Raw genomic sequence first — 18,542 nt, 5'->3', positions numbered from 1 at the left:
GGTAATCCTCGCACCGGCCAATGCGGGGGTTGTGCGCCCTTGGGCCGAGAGGTGCAAGTCCGGCTCAGCCGGCAGGGATCATCGCCTTGACCGCTGCCGCATGTTCGGGCGTCGCCGCGCGGGCATCGGAGGCCAGCGAAAGCGCGGTGTCGATCAGCGCCTCGGGTTCCGCGATGCGGTCGACAAGGCCCCAGGCCTGCGCTTCGTCTGCCGTGATCTTCTGACCGGCCACGAGGATCATCTTGGCCCGCGCCGGGCCGACCAGCGCCACCAGCCGCGCCGGATCCGATGGCTGCGGCAGGAAGCCGAGCTTCATCACCGGGTAGAAGAACTTGGCCGACGGCACCGCGACGCGCAGATCGCAGGCCAGGACCATCCCCATGCATCCGCCCGCCGCCGTGCCGTTCAGCGCCGCGATGGACAGGCAGGGCAGCGCCGCGATGGCGCCGGAGAGCCGTTCCCAAAGCGGCGAGCGCGCCAGCCCGGCGCGGGCGGCCTCGAGATCGGCCCCGGCGCTGAACACCGGGCCGGTGCCGGTCAGCACGAAAGCGCGCGCCTCCTGCGCCTCTTCGGCGATCTCTGCAAGGCGGCGCAACATGTCCTCGGTCAGGGCATTGGCCTTGTCGGGGCGGTCTAGCGTCACCGTCCAGACGCCGTCGGCGCGGTCGAGGCCGATCACGCGAGGCCGACCTTTTTGCGAATCTCTTCGTCGCGCAGGGAAATCTCGGCGCCCAGCCAGTCGTCGGCTTCGGGCCCGCACATCCAAAGCAGCGCGCGGGCGGGCCAATCGGGCGGAATGTGATCGGACCAGTCAAGCTGGCTGACCGGGTTCACGCCCGACGCCTTGATCTCGCGTTGCATCTGGGTGGCGACGGTGCCAGGCGACAACGAAAGGGCGCGGATGCCCTTGTCGCGGTTTTCCTTGTCGGCCATGCGCGTCAGCATCAGCGCCGCGGCCTTCGACGCGCAGTAGTGCGACCAGGCCTCGACCGGGCCGTGCGCGGCGCCCGACCCGATGGTCAGGATCGTGCCGCCGCCCGCCTCGATCATCACCGGCAGCGCGGCGCGCATGCCGTGGAACACGCCCTTGAGGTTGATGTCAATGACCGTGCCCCAGTCGTCCGGATCGGCAGTGGCCATGTGCGAGATCGGTTCGATCACGCCGGCGTTGTTGACCAGCACGTCGAGCGAGCCGAAGGCGGTCAGGCAATTCTCGACCGCCTGCTCGACCTCCCAGTACCGCGAGATGTCGCAGGGGATGGCGACCGCGTTCGGGCCGATCTCGCCCGCCAGCTCTGCGATGGCATCGGCACTGCGGGCGACCAGCGCCACCCGCGCGCCCGCGTCGGCGAAATGCCGCGCAGCCGAGGCACCGATGCCGCGGCTGGCGCCGGTGATCATCACGGTCTTGCCGTTGAAATCCGTCATGGCCTGCTTCCTTCGCTGCTTTGCAGCAGGTGGTAAAGCCTCACATCGATCTGGTCCAGCCCCTTGACCGGACTAGTTTGCGGAATGATGCTGAGCCCAATTCGTTTGGGAATCGAAAGGATTTATTATGCAGTCGAGCTTCACCAGAACCGCCGCCAGCGCCGTTGCCCTGCTGGCCGTCTCGGCCCCGGCGGCGATGGCCGATGTGACGCCCCAGCAGGTCTGGGACGATCTGAGCGCATACATGCAGAACTTCGGCTATTCCGTCACGGCGACCCAGACCGAAACCGGATCCGACCTCGTGGTGTCGGACGTGACCATCGCGATGGACATCCCCGAGGAAGAGGGCAGCTTTGGCATCCAGATGGACGAGATCGTTCTGACCGACCGCGGCGATGGCAGCGTGCTTGTCGCGTTCCCGCCCGAGATGCCGATGGTTTTCGACATGACCGGGTCGGAAGGCGAAGAGGTCAGCACCGCGCTCAGCTACGAACAGTCGGGGCTTGAAATGATCGTGTCCGGCGATCCGGACGACATGGTCTACGACTACACCGCCGATACCCTGCGGATCGCCTTGGGCGAGCTGGTCGTCGACGGCGAAACCGTCAGCCGCGACATGGCGCGCGGCAGCCTGTCGCTCAGCGACCTGGTGGGGCAGTCGACCTCGGCGGCGTCGGGCGACGGGCGCGAGATCGCGCAGACCATGACGGCCGCCGGCGCGACCTACGATTTCGGGTTCACCGATCCCGACAGCGGCGGCACCGGGTCGTTCACCGGCAGCATGGCCAACCTGCGGTTCGAGGGCAGCAGCTCTGTCCCCGCGGATTTCGACGCCAGCGACATGGAGGCGATGATGGCCGCGGGCCTGTCGGGCGACGGCAGCATCAGCTACGAGAACGGCCAGACCGATTTCACCGTCACCGAAGAGGGGCAGACCACCACCGGCAAGATGTCCTCGGACAGCGCCCGCCTTACGGTGTCGCTCAGCCCCGAGGCGCTGAGCTACGAGATTGGCAACACCGGTCTTGACGTCAATATCACCGCTCCCGACGTGCCGTTTCCGATCACCGGGCAGATGGAGCGGTCGAGCTTCAACATCGCCATGCCCGTGGCCGCCTCCGAGGATCCGCAGGACTTTGCCCTGGGCCTGACGCTGGGCGGGTTCACGACCTCGGAAAGTCTTTGGGGCATGATCGACCCGAACGGCGACCTGCCGCGCGACCCGGCGACCATCGCCATCGCGCTGAGCGGCGAGGCGACGCCCTTCGTCAATATCCTCGACCCGCAGGCCATGGAGAACCTCGAGACCAGCGGCGAGCCGCCGGCGGAGCTCAACGCGCTGACGCTCGAAAGCCTCGAAGTGGCGGCGGTCGGGGCGCGGCTGACCGGCGAGGGCGATTTCACCTTCGACAACAGCGACAGGGAGACCTTCGACGGCTTTCCCAAACCCGAAGGGTCGGTCGACTTGTCTTTGACCGGGGCCAATGCGCTGATCGACAAGCTGATCGGCATGGGCCTTCTGGCCGAAGAGGACGCGATGGGCGCGCGGATGATGATGAGCATGTTCACCGTCCCGGCCGGGGACGATGCGCTCGAATCCACCATCGAGGTCAATGACCAGGGGCACGTTCTGGCCAACGGTCAGCGCATCCGCTGACCACTGGGGCGCGGCGTGCATCGCGCGCGCCGCGCGCCCTTTCGAACCGTGTTGAAGACCCCGCCGACGCGGGGTGACATTGTCTTTGTGCGGACCTATAAGGCGCGCGAAAACGCCATTTCGAACAAGAGGACAGTCACATGACCATTCAGGTTTTCGGCCACAAATCCCCTGACACCGACAGCACCGGCAGCCCGATCATCTGGGCCTGGTACCTGTCCGAGATCAAGGGCACCCCGGCAGAGGCGGTGCTGCTGGGCGAACCCAACACCGAAGCCAAGTTCATGCTGGACCACTGGGGCCTGACCATGCCGCGCGTTCTGGGCAAGCTCGAAAGCGGCGCGCCGGTGGTGATCGTCGACACCAACAACCCGGCGGAACTGCCCGACAACATCAACGAGGCCGATATTCGGGGCATCATTGACCATCACAAGCTGGTCGGCGGGCTGGAGACCAAGGGCCCGATCGACATCCGCATCGAACCGCTCGCCTGCACCGCCACGATCATGTGGAAGATGATCGGCGACGACCTCGCCCAGGCGCCGAAGAGCATCAAGGGCGCGATGCTGACCTGCATCTTGTCCGACACGCTCGAATTCCGCTCGCCGACCACCACGCAGGAAGACAAGGCCATCGCCCACGGGCTGGCCAAGGATCTGGGCGTCGATATCGAAAGCTACGCCGCCGAGATGTTCGCGGCGAAATCCGATGTGTCGGCGTTTTCGGATGCCGAACTGCTGCGCATGGACTCCAAGGAATATACCGTCGACGGCAAGGAATTCCGCGTCTCTGTGCTCGAGACCACCGCGCCGCAGACCGTGCTGGACCGCAAGGACAGCCTGATGAAGTCGATGGAGGATGTGGCGAAAGAGGACGGCGCCGACCAGGTTCTGCTGTTCGTCGTCGACATCCTCAAGGAAGAGGCGACGCTGCTGGTGCCCAACGACATGGTCAAGGGCGTGGCCGAAAAGAGCTTTGGCGCCGTGGTCGAGGGCGACATCGTGGTCCTGCCCGGCGTGATGAGCCGCAAGAAGCAGATCATCCCGAACCTCAAGGTCTGATTGGCCGGGAGGCATCCCTGCGGGGCTGGCGCGGAATGCAGGAGGCGTTCGGCGCCCGTGCAGCCGCTTCGCGGTCCGATTGCCGGGCCGCGGGCATAGAAATGCGGAAGGTCGCGCCGACGTCCGGCACGCCCGCCGCGCTCAGCCGCCAGCCGTGACGGTCGCAAATGTTGGCGCAGATCGCGAGGCCGATGCCGCTGCCGGGGATTTCCGATGCCGAATACAGCCTCTGGAATGGCTTGAGGATCTGTTCGGCGTAGCCGTTCTCGAAACCGCGGCCGTTGTCGATCACCGCAATCTCTTCGCCGCCGTCTTCGGTCGGGGTGCGCGTGATCCGCACGACCGGCGCCCGGTCGGGGCTGCGGTACCGCAGCGCATTGCCGATGAGGTTCTGCAACAGCAGCAGCAACAGATCGCGGTCGGCCCGCAATGTGCCCAGGCCGGCCTCCCTGATCACCCGCGCGCCGGTATCGGCGATATCCGCGGCGAGGGTTGCGGTGACCTCGCCGATCAATGTGGGCAAGGACACTTCGGTGCGGTGCATTTCGGCGTGGTCCGACCGGGACAGCGTCAGCAGCGACGAGATAAGGGCGCCCAGGCGGTTGGCAGATCCTTCGGCCATCTCGAGGCACTCCACCCCGTCGGGCGGGAGAAGATCTGCGAAATCCTCGCGCAGGAACCGCAGCCAGTTCGAAATGCCGCGCAGCGGTGCCTGCAAGTCGTGGGCAGCGAAGGCGCTGAAGCGATCAAGTTCCTCGTAGCTGCTGGACAGTTCGTCCAGCGTCCTGCGCTGCATCTCGACCCGCTTGTTGGCGATATGAAGCTGGCGGTTGAGCGCGTGGAACTTTCCGCTGACCTGTTCGGCCCGGGTTTCGACCATCAGGAACTGGTTGTTCTGTCCAGCCTCGCCGCGCAGGCCAGAGACCTGAAACCTGCGGGTTCGCGGTTCCTTTCCCGATACGCCCTTGTGCGTCAGCGTCATGAAGCCCAACGAAGCACCGGCGCGCAGGTCGCGGGCCAGGCCGTCGCGCGGCCCCTCGAACAGCGCGTCCAGATGCGGTCCGTGCCGCCCCGCCTGCGAAAGCTGCGCGCCGAACATCCGTTTCGCCGCCGGGTTCGCCGCCAGCACGCAGCCGTCCCGGTCGAGAATCAGCGCAGACCGGCGCAGCGCGGCAAAGACGGCGTCGGTCCGAACGCGCGCTGCCTGGGGGCTATCCGAAATAGTCACGACCGCTGCCGGTGGTGTCGAAACGGATGACGACCCGGCAGCCCGGATCGCCGCGGGCGAGAGTCTGTTCCAGGGCGACGTTCGCGTAGCCCAGGTTGTCCGCCGCGATTCTGCCAAAGACGTTCGAGGTCATCATGCACAGGGACACCCGGTCGCGGACGTAGGCGCCGAAGGGGCAGGCGGTGTTCACGAGGGTGATGCCGCTTTCGTCCAGGCTTTCGACCGAAAAACCGCCGCCGATCCGGCGTTTCAGATCGACCAGCGCATCGGCGACCTGTTCCAGCGTCAGCGGGCTTTGCCCCGCGGCGCCGCGATATTCGCCGTTCATCATCTCGCCCACCCGCGCGCCGACCAGCGAAATGAATCCCTCCGCCTCGTCGAGGCCGACCGTGTTCTCGAGTACGGCCGAGAGTTCGCGCAGCAATTCGCGCAGGAATTGGTCGCGGTTGCGCTCGATTGGCGCGCAGGCAAAGACATTCGTGTGTTCGTTCATTGCGGACCTTTCCCTTCGCTCGGACAAACTCTGCCGCGAAAAGATTGGCAGCCTGTTAACGCCGCCTGAGCCGGCACAGGAAAAGCGCCTGTGGTCAAGCGCGCACGAGCAGGGCATATCAGGGGCATTGCGAAGCCTGCGAAAGATCCCCGATGACCCAGCTGATCCAGTCCCTGTCCGAGATTTCCGCCCGTTACGACGCGCTTTTCGTCGACCTTTGGGGCTGCGTGCACGACGGGGTCAAGGCGATCCCGTCAGCGGTGTCAGCCTTGCAGGCGTATCGCCGAAGCGGCGGCACGGTGGTGCTGGTGACGAATTCTCCGCAGCCGCGCGTCAATGTCGAGAAACAGCTGGCGCGCTTCGGCGTGGCCGAGGACGCCTGGGACACCATCGCCACCAGCGGCGATGCCGCGCGGGCGGCGATGTTCACCGGGGCGGTGGGCGAAAAGGTCTGGTTCGTCGGCCAGCCGCACGACCAGGGGTTCTTTCATCCGCTGCAGGTGGTCGAGGACCCTGTCGAGATAACCCAGGTGCCGCTGGACGACGCGCAGGGCATCGTCTGCTGCGGACCCGAGGATCCGCACGCCGACCCGGAGCACTATCGCCCGCAGTTCCTGTTGGCCAAACAGCGCGGGCTGAAGCTGCTCTGCGCCAACCCGGATATCGTCGTGGACCGCGGCGGCGCGCGGGAATGGTGCGCCGGGGCGCTGGCGCGGCTTTATACCGAGATGGGCGGCGAGAGCCTCTATTTCGGCAAGCCGCATCCGCCGATCTACGATCTGGCGCGCCGCAGGCTGGCGGCGCTGGGCCGGGAGGTGGAGAGCGCGGGCATCCTGGCCATCGGCGACGGTGTGCATACCGACATCGCAGGGGCCGTCGGCGAGGACGTCGACTCGCTCTTCATCACCGGCGGACTCGCCGCCGCCGAGACCCGCACGACCGACCAGCCCGAGCCCGATGCGCTGACGGCGTATCTTGCGGCCGAAGGCGTGTACCCCTCCTTCGCCATGGGTTTTCTGCGGTAACGTCCCCTGCACGGGTGGGATTCGGGGGCCGGCGGGTGGTCATTGCCTGCCCGGTTCGGTCACGCTTTGCGGGTGCGCCGTGCATCCTGCGACAAAACGGCCATGAAACCCGCGCTATTGGCGTCTGTCCGTAAGTAGCACTTGATTTTCTGCGCCTGCGAAGTAATAAAGTTGCTTGAAGCGGGCATGTGCCCGGCTATTTATTACCGGGCCGATCATCATGGAGGCTGACATGTTCGACAACCTGCCGCGCGGGACCATCTGCATCGAGGATATCGAGATGGGGATGACCCGGTACCTGCGCAAAGAGGTGACGGATCGCGACATCGAACTGTTTGCCGAGGTCTCGACCGACCGCAATCCTGTGCATCTGGACGAGGACTATGCCCAGGACACGATTTTCGAAGGACGCATCGCCCATGGCATGCTGACCGCCGGGCTGATCTCTGCCGTGATCGGGGAACAGCTGCCGGGCCACGGCACGGTCTACATGGGTCAGACGCTGAAGTTCCTGGCTCCCGTGCGCCCGGGCGACATGGTCTATGCCGAGGTCAAGGTCGTCGATATCGACATGGCCAAACGCCGGGTGAAGCTGGATTGCCACTGTGCCGTCGATGGCAAGAAGGTGCTGATCGGCGAGGCCGTGGTGCTCGCCCCGTCCAGGAAGTTCGATTAAAGCGCGTTTCCAGTGGAAACGCGCTTGGCAGGACAGAGCGGAAACGCCACGCGTTTCTGCGGAGTCCTGCACGCGCAGTCCTCAAGCCCCACCCTTTCGCCCGCGGCCTCCGCCGGAGCGAACACAGCCCAACAGCCCGCTGCATTTTGAGACCACAGAAGCGGGCCATCTTCTTGTGCCGGGTCGCCGGAGGCGCTAACGCTGCGGCGCATGAGGATCGTTCGGGATTACCATTTCGTCGAAGCGCAGGACCGGGGCGCCAGCGCCGCGATCGGCAACTTCGATGGCGTGCATATCGGCCACCAAGCGGTGATCCGGCAGGCGCGCGCGGCGATGCCCGATGCACCGCTGGGCGTGCTGACCTTCGAGCCGCACCCGCGCCAGGTCTTTGCACCCGAAGCGCCGCCCTTCCGTCTGATGGGGCGCGAGGCGCGGGCGTCGCGGCTGGCCAAGCTGGGGGTCGAGCGGTTGTACGAGCTGCCCTTCAACGCGGCCTTGGCGGCCCTGACCCCGCGCGACTTCGCGCAGAGGGTCATCACCGACGGGCTGGGTCTGCGCCACGTCGTCGTGGGGGCGGATTTCTGCTTCGGCAAGGGCCGTGCCGGCACGGTTTCGGATTTGCAGGGGTTCGGCAGGGAGATGGGCTTTGGCGTGACCGTGGCCGAACTGGTCGAAGGCGAGGGCGGGCAGGTGAGTTCGACCTCGATCCGGGAGGCGCTGAGCGACGGCCGGCCGCGGGATGCCGCGGCACAGCTGGGCCATTGGCACCGCATCGAAGGCCCGGTGATCGGCGGAGAACAGCGCGGGCGCGAGCTGGGCTTTCCCACCGCCAACATGTCCATCGACGGGCTGCATCCGCCGCGCTTTGGCGTCTATGCCGTACTCGTGGACGTGACCGAGGGGCCGCATCGGGGCACCTATCACGGTGCGGCTTCGATCGGCGTGCGGCCGATGTTCGGCGAAAACCGCGCGAACCTCGAAACCTTCCTCTTCGACTTCAAGGGCGATCTTTACGGCACCACGCTGTCGGTGGCCCTGGTCGACTTCCTGCGGCCGGAAGAGAAATTCGACAGCCTCGACGCGCTGATCGCGCAGATGGAAGCGGATTGCGCCCGCGCGCGCGAGATCCTGAGCGCATCATGAGCGACGATCCGATCCCCCGCACCGGCCTCGCGCCGCGGTTCTGGGAGCGCAAGCCGCTGTCGAAGATGAGCCCGACCGAGTGGGAGGCGCTCTGCGACGGCTGCGGCAAATGCTGCCTCAACAAGCTCGAGGACGAAGACACCGGGCAGGTGGAGCTGACCCGCGTGGCCTGCCGCCTGTTCGACGACACCACCTGCCGCTGCGCGCAATACGATATCCGTCACCAGTTCGTGCCGGAATGCATCGTCCTGAAACCCTCCAACATCGACGATCACGCCTACTGGATGCCCGCCACCTGCGCCTACCGGCTGCTGTGGGAGGGCAAGCCGCTTTACGACTGGCATCCGCTGATCTCGGGCACGCCAGACACGGTGCACGCGGCGGGCGTGTCGATGCAGCACCGCACCGTCGCAGAGTTCGAGGTCGACGAGGACGACTGGGAAGACCACATCATCGAAGAGCCGGTCTGAGACGCAGGAGAGCCCATGTACTTCGCATCCGACAACGGCGGCCCGGTGCCGCCCCAGGTTCTGGATCGTCTGGCCACGGCCAATGCCGGCCATGCCGATGCCTATGGCGCCGACGCGCTGAGCCAGGAGGTCACGGCGCGGTTGCGCGCGCTGTTCGAGGCGCCCGAGGCCGAGGTGTTCCTGGTGGCGACCGGAACGGCGGCGAACGTGCTGGCGCTCTCGACCCTGTGCCAGCCCTTTCAGACGGTGTTCTGTTCGCCGCAGGCGCATATCCACATGGACGAATGCAACGCGCCCGAGTTCTTCACCGGCGGGGCGAAGCTGACGCTGGTGCCCGGATCGGACCGGATGTCGCCCGACGCATTGCGCGCCACGATCCTTGGCGAAGAGACCCGCGGCGTGCACGGACCGCAGCGCGGGCCGGTGTCGCTGACGCAGGTGACGGAATACGGCAATGTCTACGGCCTTGACGATCTGCGCGCCCTGACGGCGGTGGCGTCGGAGTTCGGCCTGCCGGTGCATCTCGATGGCGCGCGGTTCGCCAATGCCTGCGTGGCGCTGGGCTGCACCCCGGCCGAGATGACTTGGAAGGCAGGCGTCGATGTCGCCGTCTTCGGCGGCACCAAGAACGGGCTGATGGGGGTCGAGGCGGTGATCTTCTTCGACCCGGCAAAGGCCGCGGCCTTCGGCTACCGCCGCAAGCGCGGGGCGCAGCTTTTCTCCAAGCACCGCTACCTGGCGGCTCAGATGGCGGCCTATCTGCAGGACGACCTGTGGCGCGACCTCGCCGAGCGGGCCAATGCGCGCTGCGCAGAGTTGGTGGACGGGCTGAAAGGTATCGCCGAGCCGCGCAATGATGCACGCGCGAACATGCTCTTCGCCGCGATGCCGCGGGCGGTGCACAAGCGGCTTTTGGCGGGAGGGGCGCAGTATCACCTGTGGGGGGACAGTCTCGACGGCGACGGCCCGGACGAGATGCTCACCGCGCGGCTGGTCTGCGACTGGTCGCTGGACCCGGCGGCGGTGAAGGCATTCGTTGACCTAGCGCGTGCGGGCTGAGCCGGATGGTGGGTTGAAAAACCCACCCTACGCCCGATGGGCTCAGTTCATCTGGAAATGAAGCTCGTAGCTGCCGTCGTGGAACGCGCCGAAGAGATCCGGGATGTCCGGATGGTCCACCGGTTCGCCGGAATAGTCGGCGACGAGGTTTTGTTCGGACACATAGGCCACGTAAAAGCTCTGATCGTTCTCGGCCAGCAGATGATAGAACGGCTGCTCTTTCGACGGGCGGCTGTCCTCGGGGATCGCCTCGTACCACTCCTCGGTATTGTTGAATTCCGGGTCGACGTCAAAGACCACACCCCGAAAGGGATGTTTGCGGTGCCGGACAACCTGGCCGAGGTGATATTTCGCGCGCTGACTGTGCATATTCATCATTTCGAGCCCCTACAGCCCCGTTTTAGACCTTTCAATGGCCGGTTGTCCAACTTTTGGACATAATTCAGAGGAAACACTCTGTGAACCTGCACGGCACAGTGGCGTCTGAGCCCGATCCCACGACGGTCCGGGCGCGCAAGGCCCCGCCGGTCACGGGAATTGTGATTTCCCCGGCTGCTCTTATCAGGTAGGGTATTCGCAATAAAAAACCAAGAAAACGAGCGAGAGGCAGATGAGCAGAACTCTTCGCGCATTGGTGATCGTGTTGTTGGCGGCGTCCTGCGGGGGCGGCGGCGGAGACTTTTCCGCGCCGCGCGACCTGGACAATGCCTGCGCGATTCTCACCGAGCGCCCGCATTACACCCGCGCCTTCCGTGCCGCAGAGCGCAAATGGGGCGTACCGATGCATGTCCAGATGGCGACGATCTACCAGGAAAGCAAATTCATCGGCAACGCCCGGACGCCGTTCCGCTATACGCTGGGCGTGATCCCGATGGGCCGGCAAAGTTCGGCCTTCGGATACAGCCAGGCGCTGGACGGCACCTGGGACGAATACCTGGAGGAAACCGGCAACCGGCGCGCCAAGCGGGACGACATCCGCGACGCCACCGATTTCATGGGCTGGTATATGGCCAAGAGCCGCGACAGCCTCGGCCTGCAGATGTACGACGCGCGCAACCACTACCTGGCCTATCACGAGGGCCGGACCGGCTATTCCCGCGGCAGCTACAACAGCAAGGCGTGGCTGGTTCGGGTCGCCGGCGAGGTCGACAACCGGTCGCGGCTTTACCAGGCGCAGCTTGCGTCCTGTCGCGCGGCGCGCTGATCCGGAAATGCAGTTGGCGGGGCGACGCGCGCCCCGCCGGTTGCATCACTGCCGGGCGATCTCGCCGCGGATGTCGAACATCCGGTTGCTGACCTCGCCGCGGTTCAGGCCACCCAGCACGACGGTGGTCTGTCCGCCGTTCTGATCGGTGATGATCCACTGGCGCAACTCCACCGGGTTGTCGGTGAACTTGAGCTGGATCGACCCGTATTCGGGCCGCTTCGGATCCTGCGCCGTCACGATCGTCGCGGTGCCGTCATAGCTGTGACCCTGCACCATGCCCGCCTGTGCAAGATTGACGTTGCGCGCGAGGATGATCGACAGCGGCGTCTGGCTCAGCGGATAGCTGTCGGGCTGGCCGCCCAGCTTCTTGTCGAAGATCGCCACCTGCCCGGAATTGGCCATGACCAGCGCCTGTTCGGGCGGCTTGTATTCGAACCGCACCTTGCCCGGCCGCTTGATGTAAATCGTGCCGGTGCTGATCGTACCGTCGCCGTTGATCTGGGTAAAGCTGCCGGTCGCCGATTGCAGCTGGTTGAGATAGCCGGAAATCTCGTTCAGCGACAGCTTGGCGGCCGCGGCCGGAAGGGCAGTGGCGATGCTCAGCACCGCGGCGGCGAAAAGGGGGGCAAGTCTCATGGATTCGGTCCTGTCTGCTCGTGTCGTCTCGGTTTCATATGGGGCCTGGGGCGCTGATATGCGATAGCAGCTCCGTGTCATGGGCGACTCCCGGCCTTTTCCGGGGTCCACGCCACCGCTCGCGCGCAAGGCTCCAGGCTTCATCTTGCCCCTAAACTCCCGCCGGAGGCTTTGGTTCATCTCGACCTTCACGACATGCGGGTCCCGGGCACAGCGCTGCAAACGGAAAACGCCGGACCAGGGGCCCGGCGTTGTGCATGTCCAAAGCTGTCTTCGCCCGGCTCAGTGCTGTTCCGGCACCAGGATCTCGCGCTTGCCGACGTGGTTGGCGGCGCTGACGACGCCCTCGTCCTCCATCTGCTCGACCAGCCGCGCGGCCTTGTTGTAGCCGATGGCCAGCTTGCGCTGGATGTAGGAGGTCGAACACTTGCGGTCCTTGATGACGATGGCGACGGCCTGGTCGTAGAGCGCGTCCTCGCCGTCAGTGTTGCCGCCGGTGGACAGTCCCAGCACCGCGTCGATGCCATCGGCCTTTTCCTCGTCCGGGCCTTCGACGACGCCGCCGACATAGGAGGGCGGGCCGAAGGCCTTGAGGTGGTTGACCACCTCCTCGACCTCTTCATCGCTGACGAACGGCCCGTGGCAGCGGGTGATCTTGGCGCCGCCGGCCATGTAGAGCATGTCGCCCATGCCGAGAAGCTGCTCCGCCCCCATCTCGCCCAGGATGGTGCGGCTGTCGATCTTGGAGGTCACCTGGAAGCTGATCCGCGTGGGGAAGTTGGCCTTGATCGTGCCGGTGATGACGTCCACGGACGGGCGCTGCGTCGCCATGATCAGGTGAATGCCGCTCGCCCGCGCCATCTGCGCGAGGCGCTGGATGCAGGCTTCAATCTCCTTGCCCGCGACCATCATCAGGTCGGCCATCTCGTCCACGATGACGACGATGTAGGGCATCTTCTTGGGTTCGAATTCCTCGGTCTCGAACACAGGCTCACCGGTGTCGTCGTCGAACCCGGTCTGGACGGTACGGCTGAACATTTCGCCCTTCTTCAGCGCGTCGGCGACGCGGCCGTTGTAGCCGTCGATGTTGCGGACGCCCATCTTGGACATCTTGCGATAGCGTTCCTCCATCTCGCCCACGACCCACTTGAGCGCCACGACGGCCTTTTTCGGGTCGGTCACCACCGGCGACAGCAGGTGCGGAATGCCGTCATAGACGGAAAGTTCGAGCATCTTGGGGTCGATCATCACCAGCCGCAGGTCGTTGGGCGTCAGCTTGTAGAGCAGCGACAGGATCATGGTGTTGATCGCCACGGATTTGCCTGACCCGGTGGTCCCGGCGATCAGCAGGTGGGGCATCTTGGCGAGGTTGGCGACGATCGGATCGCCGCCGATGTCCTTGCCGAGCGCCAGCGGCAGCTTCTGGTTGCCGTCGCCGAAGTCGCGGGTCGACAGGATCTCGCGGAAGCCCACCATCTCGCGGTTGTCGTTGGGCAGTTCAATACCGATCACGCTGCGTCCCGGCACGGTCGAGACACGCGCCGACAGCGCCGACATCGACCGGGCGATGTCGTCGGCCAGGCCGATCACGCGGCTGGCCTTGAGGCCCGGCGCCGGTTCCAGTTCGTACATGGTGACGACGGGGCCGGGGCGGACGCTGACGATCTCGCCCTTGACGCCGTAGTCGTCCAGCACCGATTCCAGCATCCGCGCGTTCTCCTCGAGCGCGTCGTCGCTCAGGTGGTGGCGGGTGATGGTGTCGGGGTTCATCAAGAGCGACAGCGGCGGCAGTTCGTATTCGACCTCGGGCTCTTCGAACTTGAGCCGCGGCTGCGCCTCTTCCTGGGCGCGGCGCGAGGTCTGGACGGGTTTGCGCGCCGGTTGCTGCACCACCTTCCGGGGCTCGGCCCCGGGTACGCGCGGCGCCTGGGCCTGGTCGGCGATGTAGGACTGCACGTCATAGCCGTCGTCGTCGTCATCCTCGAAATCGGTCAACACCTCGTCGCGGCCATCCTCGTGGTCGTGCATCGACGGGGCAGGGGGGACGGCGGACGGTGCCGCGACCCGCGACAGGGCAGGGGAGGGGGCCGCGGCGCGCGCGACCGTCGCGGCGGCAGCGGTGGCGGCGCCCGCTGCCGTCATCGGCGCAGCCAGACGGTCGTCTGCCGTCGGGGTGGCTTGTGCGGCGGCGTGGCGCGCGGTCAGCGGCGGTTCGGGCGGCAGGGCATGGCCCCGTGTGGTATGGACGATCAGCGGCTCGGGACGGCGGCCGCGGCCCTTGGTGAGCGGTGCGGTCTCTTCGATGGGCGGCTCGGGCTGGCGGATGCGAGACTTGATCACATCGGCGATCTTGGCGCGGATGCGGTCGTCGCCGGGCATCTCGGCTTCGCCGGCAAAGGTCTCTGCCTCCACGAGTTCCGGCTCGGGAAGCGGGTCCGGGCGCTTGATCAGCTGCGGCATCCGCGCAAGGAAGCCGGTCTTTTCGGCGCGCGGGGCCTCGGGATAATCGTCCTCGGCCGGGGCAGGGGAGGGGGCGGCTGTCACGCTCGGCTGCACGCGCCGGCGCGACACCGGCGGGGCCGGCACCGCCTCTTGCGCCGCGGCCCAGGCGGCGGCTTCGGCGGCTTCGGCCTTGCGGCGTTCGCGGCGCGCGGCATGAGCATCCTGCATCGACATGGCTGCCTGCACGGCGCCCGACGCGCCGCGGCCCAGCACAGACAGCAGCGTCGCATAGACCATCACCACGCCCAGCACGAGAAACCGTGCAATGGCGCGCAGCTCGGGCTTGGTGAAGCCCAGCACGAACGCCCCCAGCGCGACGATCCCGGCGCCGAGCAGCAGCATGGCCATTTTCAGGCCGAGGCTTGCGCTGAGCGGCAGCAGGTTCAGGAGCGATCCCAGCATCATGTCGCCGAAAAGGCCGCCCAGTCCGAAGGAATGGCTCCAGCTCGCATCGACCGGCTGACCGGCGGCATAGACCGCCGAGAGGGCGACCCAGATCGGCGCGAAGATGAGGCAGGACAGGGCGCGGTCGTCGCCCTGGTGCACGACCATGCGCACACCCCAGACCATCAGCACCAGCGCGAGCCCCCAGCTGCCCAGCCCCACGATCATGAACAGCGGCGCCGCGATGGAGGCGCCCAGCCGGCCCATCCAGTTCTGCACAGGTGCGTCCGTGGCCGACAGCCAGCTTGGGTCTTCGGGCGTGTAGGAGGCGATCATTGCGGCGGCCATCAGCCCCAGCACCACAAGTGCAAGGCCCATCAGTTCCTTGCCCCGCTTTTCGATCGCGGCCTGCATGTTGCTGTCGAAGAGGGGATCGCGCCCCCGTGCCTGATAAGCCATTACGTCCTCGCCTCGTTTCTTCTTATGCATAGAGACAGTCGCGGAGCGTCTCGAGCCCGCGCTGCGTTTCATCCTTGGGGGCCACCATGGCGACCCGTATGTAGCCCGCGCCGGGGTTGCCGCCGCCCACGTCGCGCGACAGGTACGCGCCGGGCAGCACCCGCACGCCGGTCTCGCGCCAGAGCTTCAGCGCCGCCGCCTCGCCGTCCTCGACCGGCAGCCACAGGAAGAACCCGGCCTGCGGCGCACGGTAGCCCGGCACGTTGCCCAGGATGCGGTCGGCCAGCGCGAATTTCTCGGCATAGAGCGCGCGGTTCTCGACCACGTGCGCCTCGTCCGCCCAGACCTTTTCCGCCACGTGCTGAAGCGGCAGTGGCAGCGGCGCGCCGGCGTAGTTGCGCAACTGGCGGATGCGGCGGATGGTCTCCGGCCCGCCTGCGACGAAGCCCGAGCGCAGACCCGGCAGGTTCGAGCGTTTCGACAGGGAATGGAAGATTGCCACGCGCTCGGGGTCCGCGCCCATGTCGCGCGCCACCTGCAGGGCGCCCACCGGCGGGTCGTCGCGGTAGATCTCGGAATAGCATTCGTCGGCGAGGATGCGGAAATCGTGCTTTTCGGCCAGCGCGATCAGCTCCTGCCAGTAGGCGCGGCTGGCCACGGCGCCCTGCGGATTCGCCGGTGAACAGATGTAGGCCAGCGCGGTGCGGTCGAGCACCTCTGCCGGGAGGCCGGTGTAGTCGGGCAGGTGTCCGGTGGCGTCGGTCGCGGGCACAAAGACCGGCTCGGCGCCGACCGAGGCCGCGGCGACCGCATAGACCTGGTAGAAGGGGTTGGGCGTCAGAACCGCCGGCGTCTTGCCGCGCTTGGTTTCGGGGCAGAGCGCCATGGCGGCGTTGTAGAGCCCTTCGCGCGTGCCGTTGAGCACCATGATCTGCTCGGCCGGCTGGGTCACGCCGTAGCGGCGGTGGAGCCAGGCGGCGATGGCGTCCAGCAGTTCGGGCGTGCCTTCGTTCGTCGGGTAACGGCCGAAGTCCTGCGCGGATTGCACGATGATCTCGGTGATCCAGGGCGGAAAGGCATGTTTCGGCTCTCCGATGCTCATATGCGTGACAGGGCCGCCCGGATCATGGGCGTCCAAAAGGCTCCGCAGGCGCGGAAACGCATAGGCCGGTAGGTTCGAAAACCGCTCGGGAAACATATTCGACTGCCTCAGATTGCGGGATCATGGCCGTCCCGCTTTGGATCAGGATACGCAAAGGGTGGGCAGGCGTCCAGAAAAACGCTTTGGATTCGGGGACCTGTGGCAGGAAAATCGCATCGTTGAATTTTGCCGAGTGTGACCCGCGCGGCGCGCGGGTACGAGAGACGCTGTCTCTCGTGCTCTCTGGAGTTTATCGGCAAGATGAAGGGGCGGCGGGTGTCGGGCGACCGGTCCAGCGGCGATGCAGCGTCTTCTGCGCGCGCAGGGGTCTTGGGGGCGGAAACGGGGTCAGTCGGGGGCCTGGGCGATGGGACGCGCCTCGATCAGGATAAAGGCCTGCGCCCAGGGATGGTCGTCGGTGAGCGTGACGTGGATGATCGCAACGTGGCCGGGCGGGGTCATGGCCGCCAGCCGGTCGGCGGCCCAGCCGGTGACCTGCATCACCGGCTGACCGGTGGAAAGGTTGCTCACCGCCATGTCCTTCCAGGCGATGCCCATGCGCAGGCCGGTGCCCAGGGCCTTGGAGCAGGCTTCCTTCGCGGCCCAGCGTTTGGCGTAGGTGCCGGGCGTGTCGGCGCGGCGCTCGGCCTTGCGCTGCTCGGTGTCGGTGAAGACGCGGTTGCGAAAGCGGTCGCCGAAGCGGTCGAGCGTCGCGGCGATGCGGTCGATGTTCGCCAGATCGGTGCCGATGCCGAGGATCATGGCGCGTCCTTGTAGATATGCGCGACGCGGTCCTTGCCGATGCCGCCATGCCAGTGGAACGGGGTTTTTGCGGCGCGGGCGAAGTCGTCGAGCGTGAGGCCGGGAAACTGGAAGAACGCGGGCGCGTCTTCCTGCGGCATGGCGAAGACCAGCCGGTCGATGCCCGACCAGCGCATGGCGGCAAGGCACATCTCGCAGGGTTGCATGGAGGCGATCAGCGTGCAGCCCGAAAGATCCGTCCGGCCAAGGCGTTCGGCGGCACGGGCGATGGCCGCGACTTCGGCATGGCGCGAGGGGTCGCAGCTTTCCGAGACCTCGTTGGCATCGAGCGTCAGCACGGTGTCGCCCTGCACGACGGCGGCGGTGAAGACCGGCCCCTGCCCCGGGACGAAACGGGCGCAGGCCATGTCGATCACCGCGTCGAGCGCCTGCTGTTCGAGGACGGTCAGCGACATGGCTCAGGCGCGGGCCGCGTCCATCAGGCGGCGCATCTCGGCAATGGCGGGTTGCAAGCCGCGGAAGATCGATTCGCCGATCAGGAAATGGCCGATGTTGAGCTCCATCACCTGCGGCAGCGCTGCGATGGGGGTGACGGTGTCGTAGGTCAGCCCGTGGCCGGCATGGACCTCGAGTCCGAGGTCGTGGGCCATGGCGGCCATGTCGCTCAGCCGGTCGAGTTCGGCGTCGCGGGCGGCAAAGTCGCCCTCGGCGTGGAAGTCGCAATAGGCGCCGGTGTGCAGTTCGATCACCTCGGCGCCGATGCGGTGCGCCGCTTCGATCTGGGCGGGATCGGCGGCGATGAAGATCGAGACGCGGCAGCCGGCCTCGCGCAGGGGAGCGATAAAATGCGCCAGACGGTTTTCCTCGCGCGCGACCTCGAGCCCGCCTTCGGTGGTGCGTTCCTCGCGCTTTTCCGGGACGATGCAGACCGCGTGCGGTTTGTGGCGCAGGGCGATCTTCTGCATCTCGTCGGTGGCGGCCATCTCGAAGTTGAGCGGAACGGTCAGCCTCTCAACCAAGCCTTCGATGTCCGCATCCGAGATGTGGCGTCGGTCTTCGCGCAGATGCGCGGTGATGCCGTCGGCGCCGGCCTCTTCGGCCAGCTTCGCGGCGCGCAGGGGGTCGGGATAGGCGCTGCCGCGGGCGTTGCGCACGGTGGCGACGTGGTCGATGTTGACGCCCAGGCGCAGGCGTCCGGCAAATTCAGTCAT

19 protein-coding genes are annotated in these 18,542 nt (G+C 66.5%); 8 read left to right on the top strand and 11 right to left on the bottom strand.

Features of this window, described 5'->3' with window-relative positions; all coding sequences use genetic code 11:
• Positions 1–64: 64 nt before the first annotated feature.
• Both DU478_RS03475 and DU478_RS03470 read right to left on the bottom strand, forming a co-directional pair.
• On the bottom strand, positions 65–679 hold the full coding sequence (locus DU478_RS03475; RefSeq protein ID WP_114509541.1) for an enoyl-CoA hydratase/isomerase family protein: 615 nt from the start codon (positions 677–679) through the stop codon (positions 65–67).
• Entirely contained in the window at positions 676–1,428 is a 753-nt protein-coding gene (locus DU478_RS03470; protein WP_114509540.1) for an SDR family oxidoreductase, read from the bottom strand. Before DU478_RS03470 ends, DU478_RS03475 begins: the two co-directional genes overlap by 4 nt.
• Before the next feature lie 127 nt (positions 1,429–1,555).
• Here DU478_RS03470 and DU478_RS03465 point away from each other — a divergent pair, with 127 nt between their 5' ends.
• Entirely contained in the window at positions 1,556–3,085 is a 1,530-nt protein-coding gene (locus tag DU478_RS03465) for a DUF2125 domain-containing protein (RefSeq protein ID WP_114509539.1), read from the top strand.
• A 140-nt stretch (positions 3,086–3,225) separates the two neighbouring features.
• Positions 3,226–4,146, top strand: coding sequence for a manganese-dependent inorganic pyrophosphatase (locus tag DU478_RS03460; protein WP_114509538.1), 921 nt, complete (start codon positions 3,226–3,228; stop codon positions 4,144–4,146).
• Here the strand turns inward: DU478_RS03460 and DU478_RS03455 are convergent.
• Entirely contained in the window at positions 4,136–5,374 is a 1,239-nt protein-coding gene (locus DU478_RS03455; RefSeq protein WP_114509537.1) for a sensor histidine kinase, read from the bottom strand. The two genes, DU478_RS03460 and DU478_RS03455, sit on opposite strands and share 11 nt — an antisense overlap.
• Positions 5,358–5,867 (bottom strand): methanogen output domain 1-containing protein, encoded by a 510-nt coding sequence (locus DU478_RS03450; protein WP_114509536.1) that lies wholly within the window; start codon positions 5,865–5,867, stop codon positions 5,358–5,360. The genes DU478_RS03455 and DU478_RS03450 overlap by 17 nt, the downstream gene beginning before the upstream one ends.
• Positions 5,868–6,019: 152 nt before the next feature.
• On the opposite strand from DU478_RS03450, the gene DU478_RS03445 reads away from it, so the two are divergent.
• The 5 genes from DU478_RS03445 (at position 6,020) to DU478_RS03425 (ending at position 10,240) form a co-directional block, all read left to right on the top strand.
• Entirely contained in the window at positions 6,020–6,892 is an 873-nt protein-coding gene (locus tag DU478_RS03445; RefSeq protein ID WP_114509535.1) for a TIGR01459 family HAD-type hydrolase, read from the top strand.
• A gap of 232 nt (positions 6,893–7,124) precedes the next feature.
• Entirely contained in the window at positions 7,125–7,568 is a 444-nt protein-coding gene (locus DU478_RS03440) for a MaoC family dehydratase (protein WP_114509534.1), read from the top strand.
• A 210-nt stretch (positions 7,569–7,778) separates the two neighbouring features.
• Complete coding sequence (locus tag DU478_RS03435) at positions 7,779–8,711, top strand: bifunctional riboflavin kinase/FAD synthetase (protein ID WP_114509533.1); 933 nt, start codon at positions 7,779–7,781, stop codon at positions 8,709–8,711.
• Complete coding sequence (locus DU478_RS03430) at positions 8,708–9,181, top strand: YcgN family cysteine cluster protein (protein WP_114509532.1); 474 nt, start codon at positions 8,708–8,710, stop codon at positions 9,179–9,181. Before DU478_RS03435 ends, DU478_RS03430 begins: the two co-directional genes overlap by 4 nt.
• Before the next feature lie 15 nt (positions 9,182–9,196).
• Positions 9,197–10,240: a threonine aldolase family protein gene (locus DU478_RS03425; protein ID WP_114509531.1), complete on the top strand. Its 1,044-nt coding sequence runs from the start codon at positions 9,197–9,199 to the stop codon at positions 10,238–10,240.
• 42 nt (positions 10,241–10,282) lie between these two features.
• On the opposite strand, the gene hspQ is transcribed toward DU478_RS03425, so the two are convergent.
• Positions 10,283–10,609 carry a heat shock protein HspQ gene (gene hspQ, locus DU478_RS03420; protein ID WP_114509530.1) on the bottom strand — a complete coding sequence of 109 codons (327 nt, stop codon included), beginning with the start codon at positions 10,607–10,609 and terminating at the stop codon, positions 10,283–10,285.
• A gap of 241 nt (positions 10,610–10,850) precedes the next feature.
• Here hspQ and DU478_RS03415 point away from each other — a divergent pair, with 241 nt between their 5' ends.
• Positions 10,851–11,444, top strand: a complete 594-nt coding sequence (locus DU478_RS03415; RefSeq protein WP_114509529.1) for a transglycosylase SLT domain-containing protein — start codon at positions 10,851–10,853, stop codon at positions 11,442–11,444.
• A 45-nt stretch (positions 11,445–11,489) separates the two neighbouring features.
• Here the strand turns inward: DU478_RS03415 and DU478_RS03410 are convergent, their stop codons facing one another.
• The 6 genes from DU478_RS03410 to DU478_RS03385 all read right to left on the bottom strand — a co-directional run bounded on the left by DU478_RS03410 (position 11,490) and on the right by DU478_RS03385 (position 18,542).
• Positions 11,490–12,083 (bottom strand): LolA family protein, encoded by a 594-nt coding sequence (locus tag DU478_RS03410; protein WP_114509528.1) that lies wholly within the window; start codon positions 12,081–12,083, stop codon positions 11,490–11,492.
• Positions 12,084–12,365: 282 nt separating this feature from the next.
• On the bottom strand, positions 12,366–15,428 hold the full coding sequence (locus DU478_RS03405; protein WP_114509527.1) for a DNA translocase FtsK: 3,063 nt from the start codon (positions 15,426–15,428) through the stop codon (positions 12,366–12,368).
• Between the two features lie 22 nt (positions 15,429–15,450).
• Positions 15,451–16,626, bottom strand: a complete 1,176-nt coding sequence (locus tag DU478_RS03400; protein ID WP_114509526.1) for an aminotransferase class I/II-fold pyridoxal phosphate-dependent enzyme — start codon at positions 16,624–16,626, stop codon at positions 15,451–15,453.
• A gap of 291 nt (positions 16,627–16,917) precedes the next feature.
• On the bottom strand, positions 16,918–17,331 hold the full coding sequence (acpS, locus tag DU478_RS03395) for a holo-ACP synthase (protein WP_114509525.1): 414 nt from the start codon (positions 17,329–17,331) through the stop codon (positions 16,918–16,920).
• Positions 17,328–17,786 carry a nucleoside deaminase gene (locus DU478_RS03390; protein WP_114509524.1) on the bottom strand — a complete coding sequence of 153 codons (459 nt, stop codon included), beginning with the start codon at positions 17,784–17,786 and terminating at the stop codon, positions 17,328–17,330. Before DU478_RS03390 ends, acpS begins: the two co-directional genes overlap by 4 nt.
• A gap of 3 nt (positions 17,787–17,789) precedes the next feature.
• Positions 17,790–18,542, bottom strand: coding sequence for a pyridoxine 5'-phosphate synthase (locus DU478_RS03385; RefSeq protein WP_114509523.1), 753 nt, complete (start codon positions 18,540–18,542; stop codon positions 17,790–17,792).

This window comes from Thalassococcus profundi (genome assembly GCF_003344785.1).
Classification (GTDB): Bacteria; Pseudomonadota; Alphaproteobacteria; order Rhodobacterales; family Rhodobacteraceae; genus Puniceibacterium; species Puniceibacterium profundi.
This window is presented reverse-complemented; position numbering and strand designations above follow the sequence as displayed.